The sequence below is a fragment of the Rickettsia sp. TH2014 genome, from assembly GCF_019249195.1.
In the GTDB taxonomy this organism is placed as follows: domain Bacteria; phylum Pseudomonadota; class Alphaproteobacteria; order Rickettsiales; family Rickettsiaceae; genus Rickettsia; species Rickettsia felis.
In genome coordinates this window covers 107-6,829 of the sequence record NZ_MXAX01000299.1, presented here as the reverse complement: position 1 = coordinate 6,829, position 6,723 = coordinate 107, and the positions used below count along the sequence as shown (strand labels likewise).

Here is a 6,723-nt window from a genome sequence, read left to right as displayed (position 1 = left end):
GAGATTGCCACGCTCCTTTCAGTCGCTCGCAATGACGACTTTGGTATTAACCCAAACCTCTTCACAATGACGATAGAATTAAAAATAAAATCACAAGATGACTCAAAAAAATACCTTATTACTAATAGACGGATACGGGTTTGTTTTTAGAGCCTATTATGCACAACAGCCTTTAACTTCGCCGAAAGGTGAACCTGTCGGCGCTCTTTACGGCTTCGCTTCGATGCTCCTAAAATTGCTGAGCGACTTTAAGCCTAAACATGTCGCTGTAGTATTTGACAGCGGCGGTAAAAATTTCCGCCATCATATTTATCCTGAATATAAAGCTAACCGCCCGCCTCCACCTGAGGATTTAGTCGTACAATTACCCTTAGTTCGGGATGTTGCTAGTAACTTTAACTTTCCTATTCTAGAGAAAAACGGTTATGAAGCCGATGACATTATTGCAACCTTTGCCGCTAAAACAGCTGCACTCGGCGAAGATGTAGTTGTCATCTCTTCCGATAAAGATTTATTACAGTTAATGGGTGAAAACATCAAAATATATGATCCGTTAAAAGGAAAATATATTACGGAAGATGATGTTGTTAAAAAATTCGGTACTACTTCTGATAAATTACGTGAAGTGATGGCTTTAATCGGCGATAGATCGGATAATATTCCGGGTGTGCCGTCTATTGGACCAAAAACGGCAAGTAGTCTTATAACGCAATTTGGTTCTGTAGAGAATATATTTAACTCTTTAGACCAAGTTTCAAGCCTAAAACAACGTGAAACTTTACAAAATTCTAAAGAAGCGGCGTTAATTTCATGGCAATTAATCGGGCTTGATTCTAATGTTGATTTAAATTTTCAGCTGAATAATTTAGAATGGTCTCCTCCAAATAGCGATAAATTAACAGGATTTTTACAGGAATACGGTTTTAAATCTTTATATAAAAGAGCAGAAAATTTATTTGATATTAAAATTAATGACCATAAAGAGATAGTAGACAATAAAGTAACCGGGGCAAAAGAAATCAGTAACGCTAGTGAACTCGCAGATTTTGCTAAAAAAGCTGAGAAAATAGGAATATTCGGGATATATTTACTGCAGCATAAAGGAGATAATGTTGCTCTTATTTTATCATTGCAAAACCAAAGCTATATTATTAAAATTTCTAACACTTCCCATGATCTATTTTCCTATAATACTAAAAATAATAATGACTGGTTTTCGGATATAATCTTCAATTTACTAACCGATAAATCTATAAAAAAAATTACCTACTCTCTAAAGCCTCTACTTAAATTCTATGCAGAACAATCTCATGAAATTACGGCTATAGAGGATTTAGAACTAATGCAATATGCGTTATCTGCCGGTTTATCACAGAAAAATTTATTTGAAGAGGCTTTGAAAGAGGATAATAGGATCACTGAATCGGCAAGAATAGTCGCCGATTTTACTTCACTTTATAAACAAAATATACTGGAGCTTAAAGATAATAAAGCCTTTAGGCTTTATAGCGACATTGACCTACCTATTTGTTTTATTTTAGATAAAATGGAAAAAATTGGGATTAAAGTAGATGCAAATTATCTAAATCAGTTATCTGCTGAATTTGGAACAGAAATAGCTAGACTTGAAGAAGAAATTTTTGCTCTTAGCGGAACTGAATTTAATATTGGTTCGCCAAAACAATTAGGTGAGATTTTATTTGAAAAAATGCAATTACCTTTTGGTAAAGCTTCGGCTAAAGCAAGCTCTTACTCAACAGGGGCAGAAATACTCGAAAAACTTAGCGAGCATGGATATAATATTGCCGACTTGTTATTAAGATGGCGGCAACTTACAAAATTAAAGAATACCTACACCGATAGTTTACCGAAACAGATAGATAATATAACACATAGAGTACATACGACATTTTTACAAACTTCTACCACTACAGGAAGACTTAGTTCACAAGAACCTAATTTACAAAATGTACCTATTCGCTCTAGTGAGGGGAATAAAATCAGACAAGCTTTTATCGCTGAAGAAGGATATAAATTAATATCTGCCGATTATTCCCAAATTGAGCTTAGAATATTAAGCCATATCGCAAATATATATGCACTAAAACAAGCGTTTATCAATAAAGATGATATCCATACTCAAACGGCTTGTCAAATCTTTAACTTGCAAAAACATGAACTAACTAGCGAACATAGACGTAAAGCAAAAGCCATAAATTTTGGTATCATTTACGGTATAAGTGCTTTTGGGCTTGCTAAACAATTAAACGTTAGTAACGGCGAAGCATCCGAATATATCAAGAAATATTTTGCCGAATATAAAGGAGTGCAGGAATATATGGAGCAAACGAAAGCTTTTGCAAGTAGCAACGACTATGTCATAAATTTCTTTGGCAGAAAATGTTTTGTACCTCTAATTCATGATAAAAAGCTTAAACAATTTGCAGAACGTGCAGCTATTAATGCTCCTATTCAAGGAACTAATGCCGACATAATTAAAATTGCTATGATCAATCTAGATCAAGAAATAGAAAAAAATAATCTTAAAACCAGATTAGTACTGCAAATTCATGATGAATTACTATTTGAAGTGCCGGAGGGTGAAGTAGAACTCGTAACGCCTATTATCAAAAAAATTATGGAAAACTCTACTAATATGGATGTACCGATTATAACCGAAATTAGAGTAGGTAATAACTGGATGGAGATTCATTGAATATACTCGTTTAATTTGAATAATTGGCGTCGTTGTTTCATATTTTTTAATCCTCACGTTACTTGTACGTACGCTGCGGTCAAAAAATATGAAATGTCTTGCTCTTTTCCAAATTGAACTTCGTCTATATGGCATTGCTAACTAAAGAGAGATATCGTCATTGCGAGCAACTGTAAGGAGCGTGGCAATCTCAGGACTTTGGCACGAGATTGCTTCGTCGAATTACTACGTAATTCTTCTCACAATGGCGGAAAACTGATCCACGCAGGCAATGCCTCGGCAGGAATGACATAAACATTTGAAGAATTTTAAAAGGAGCATAATGTATGAAAAAGTTTGTATTCACGTCTGAATCGGTTTCTGAAGGGCATCCAGACAAAATTGCCGATCAAATTTCAGATACGGTACTTGATGAAATTCTAAAACATGACCCTAGTGGTCGCGTTGCCTGTGAAACATTTGTAACAACCGGTCTAGTTTTAGTAGGCGGCGAAATTACTACTAGTACCTATGTAGATATTGAGCAAATAGTACGAAGCAAGATACAAGAAATCGGCTATAATAATCCAAATTATGGATTTGACGGTAGCTGTTGTGCCGTAATTTCATCTATCATTAAACAATCACCCGATATAGCTATGGGCGTTGACAATGCAAATGACGATGAAATAGGAGCAGGGGATCAAGGTATGGTTTTCGGTTATGCTTGTAATGAGACGGATAGCTTAATGCCTGCACCGATTTACTACGCTCATTTATTAATGAAAAGGCAAGCATATTTACGTAAAAAAAATATACTGTCTTGGCTTAGACCTGATGCAAAGTCACAAGTCACGTTACGATATGAAAATAACAAACCTGTTGCCATTGATGCAGTAGTTTTATCAACTCAGCATCATCCGGAAATACAACAAAAAGACCTTATTGAAGCAGTAATGGAAGAAATTATTAAACAGGCATTACCAAGCAATTTACTTCACAAAGACACTAAATACCTAATTAACCCAACAGGTAGGTTTGTTATAGGCGGTCCTGTTGCCGATTGCGGTTTAACCGGTAGGAAAATTACCGTGGACAGCTATGGCGGAATGGCAAGACACGGCGGCGGTTGTTTTTCAGGAAAAGACCCAACTAAAATAGATAGGTCGGCTGCTTACATGGCACGTTATATTGCTAAGAATATAGTAGGAGCAGGACTGACCGATCGCTGTGAAATACAAATATCTTATGCAATAGGTGTTGCTGCTCCCGTATCTATTTATGCTGAAACTTTCGGTACTAGCAAATTAAGTAACGAACAGATTACTAAGCTCATAACACAGCATTTTGATATGCGTCCAGGCAGAATTATTAAACATCTTAAGCTTCGCACTCCATGTTATCAAAAAACAGCTTCTTACGGTCATTTCGGTCGAGAAGACGAAAATTTTGCATGGGAGCAACTAGATAAAATAGATATATTGAGAGAGTAATTATAGGGCTTAGAAAGAACTATCTTGATATTTATTTATCCTTAATATAGGATTACTTTCACATCCGCTTATTCAACTAATGAGTTAGAAAGTATGACTGAGAATATAAATAGTGATATAAAGTTCGGCAACTTGGAACAATCTGAAAACGAGCTTATAAATACTGCTCCAAAAGAGAATAAGCTGAGAGAGCATTATAAAAATATCACTCAAGCCTTAAATAACATACGGGAATATGAGTATGAAGCAAAAGCAACTCAGTACCGCGAAATGCTTGACGATGCCCGTACCTACGATAAATCCACAAAAAATTATAATTTAGGCTCAGCTCATTTTATAACGGCTAGCAGTTATAAAGCCTTACTTGGAGCTTATAAGGCTTTAAATCCTGACGAAAATACAGATAAAAATTAGACCATTTTATGAATGGCTTAGATGAGATTTATAAGCAATCCTTTTTAGCACGTAATTTAACTAGCTTAAATAAATTGCCACCCGCAGAACAGTTAAAAAAATTTTTAGAAACAACCACAGATGAAATATACGATAAACTGCAAAAAACCGGAGAAGCATATTTATCATATTCTAATGCTCCTACTAATACAGGATTACATGCAAATGTTATAAAATATTCTAAAGAAAACGGAAAAAATTATCGTATTATATATAATGCCGGTGCTGGAGTAAGAGCAGATAATTCAAAGCTAAATCAAACACCAAAAGATCAATTATCTAAAATAAATGAAACAATAGAAGCAAGAAGTAAAGCAAAATTCAGCTCCATTAAGTATGAACTCAAAAATCAAACAGATAAAGAAGTAAAAGATTTAATATATAAAGAAATAAAAGATAGTATATTTTCTATATTATCTATAAATGAACTAGAAGCAATAAAAGCTCATAATAACGAGATTAACAGGTTCAAATCGGAGCAGCTTATTAACCCAACAGCTGATTCAAGCAGAACAGTTACAGGACAAACTTTAGGGAATTGTAGCAGCAGGTCAATAAGAGAAGCTTTAAGAGACAATGTACCGGATTCAGAATTTCGTGAAATATATGATTTTATTACACAAAATCAAGTATCTCAAATAATATCAAACTTAGAAAGCGAACAAAAAAATTTAGCAAATACTTTAAATATACCTTTAACAAAAGAACAAAGTATCTCAAATACAACTCATCAAAATCAATTCCAAAAAGATATTACCAATTCAGCTACTAATAATTTTGATGCTTTTTATAATGAGGGGCATACACTAAGCACGCAGGAAAAGTTATTTAATAAAGTTGCTGAAGAATCTAATTTAAAGTATGTCAAGATTGATCTAGTAGATTTTTTATCTACCGTGTTTCCCTATAAGGACACTGATTCACCTATTACCGAAGATCTTTTAAAGCCTATCATAAACCATATCCAAACTTGTTTTGAAGAACGCGAAATAGCTCCCTCAAAAACAGTTTTAGAAAATTATAGATTATATAAATCTAACAAGAAACAAATCATTAACGAGCTATCAGAAAAATGCTTAAATGATAAAGATGTACATATACTTATCAAAGCACAAATACAAGCAAAAATAGAAAGCCGTCCATCTATAGATATTTTCCGGCAAATGAAACAAAGTAATACTAACCCTAAGCCGCTAGAGCTATCGGAAGAACATAAGAAACTTAATGATGTCATAAAAGATATGGCACAAAAATACAAAATGACCATACCGGAAGCAAAAGCATCTGAAGAAATCACTCAAGTAGTTAAAGATTACAGTGAAAATAAATTTAATGAAGCAATAACACCTATCAAAGCTCAAAAATTAGTAGATGAATTTACGCAAGCAACGCTAGATATTTTTGGAGAGAATAAATTAATAGACTCACCTATCATTGAAACAAAAAACGAGCATATTAATATACCACTCCCGAACATAGAAAAACAAGAAACTACTAATCTTAACTTGGATACAATACACTCAAAAAATTCGCCTGTATCAAGCTTTTTGAATGACACTGTACTTAAAGAAGAAAAACAAAATTTAGTAAATGAACTAATAACTGAAGCTAATAAAAACTTACCTGATAGTACGAAAGTAGTAGACGATAAAAAACAAGTAGTTAAAACTGATAATATATTCAATAAAAATTCAGAACCTAAAAAAACAAACTATCAAACATAAATTTTATAAGTATTTAAGTAAATTAACAGAAAAGTTGGGATTAAAATCCATAAGTAATTACTTTAAAGATTTAATTAAAGAGCCAAATCTTGAACAAAATATCAATTTAGAAAAAGAAGCAAAGTTAATAGCAGACAAACATCGCCTAACAAAATATATGGAACTTAGCGATAATAAAAATAATAATGTCGTATTTAGCGGTAAAAAAAACATCAAAGAATATTACTCAATTATAGATTCATTTTACTACCAATTCAGGTACTGCCTATAAAAAGTTAACTCAAGGTTGTCATTCCCGCAAGACCTTGTTGCGTAGATACCAAAACCGTCATTCCCGCAAGACCTTGTTGCGTAGATA

General features: G+C 33.5%; 4 protein-coding genes and 2 pseudogenes. All 6 read left to right on the top strand.

All coding sequences use genetic code 11. The features are described 5' to 3' along the window. The first annotated feature begins 97 nt into the window (after positions 1-97). Complete coding sequence (gene polA / locus KYQ89_RS06605) at positions 98-2,716, top strand: DNA polymerase I (protein WP_218460922.1); 2,619 nt, start codon at positions 98-100, stop codon at positions 2,714-2,716. A gap of 326 nt (positions 2,717-3,042) precedes the next feature. Continuing rightward, positions 3,043-4,188: a methionine adenosyltransferase gene (metK, locus tag KYQ89_RS06600; protein ID WP_218460921.1), complete on the top strand. Its 1,146-nt coding sequence runs from the start codon at positions 3,043-3,045 to the stop codon at positions 4,186-4,188. A gap of 93 nt (positions 4,189-4,281) precedes the next feature. Further along, on the top strand, positions 4,282-4,602 hold the full coding sequence (locus tag KYQ89_RS08055) for a hypothetical protein (RefSeq protein WP_256621560.1): 321 nt from the start codon (positions 4,282-4,284) through the stop codon (positions 4,600-4,602). Positions 4,603-4,610: 8 nt separating this feature from the next. Continuing rightward, positions 4,611-4,875: pseudogene (locus KYQ89_RS08050) on the top strand (hypothetical protein). A 662-nt stretch (positions 4,876-5,537) separates the two neighbouring features. After that, a complete protein-coding gene (locus KYQ89_RS08045; RefSeq protein ID WP_256621558.1) occupies positions 5,538-6,365 on the top strand; it encodes a hypothetical protein in 828 nt (275 codons plus the stop codon). Positions 6,366-6,399: 34 nt separating this feature from the next. Continuing rightward, positions 6,400-6,601 (top strand): annotated as a pseudogene (locus tag KYQ89_RS06585) (hypothetical protein). The last annotated feature ends 122 nt before the right edge of the window (positions 6,602-6,723 follow it).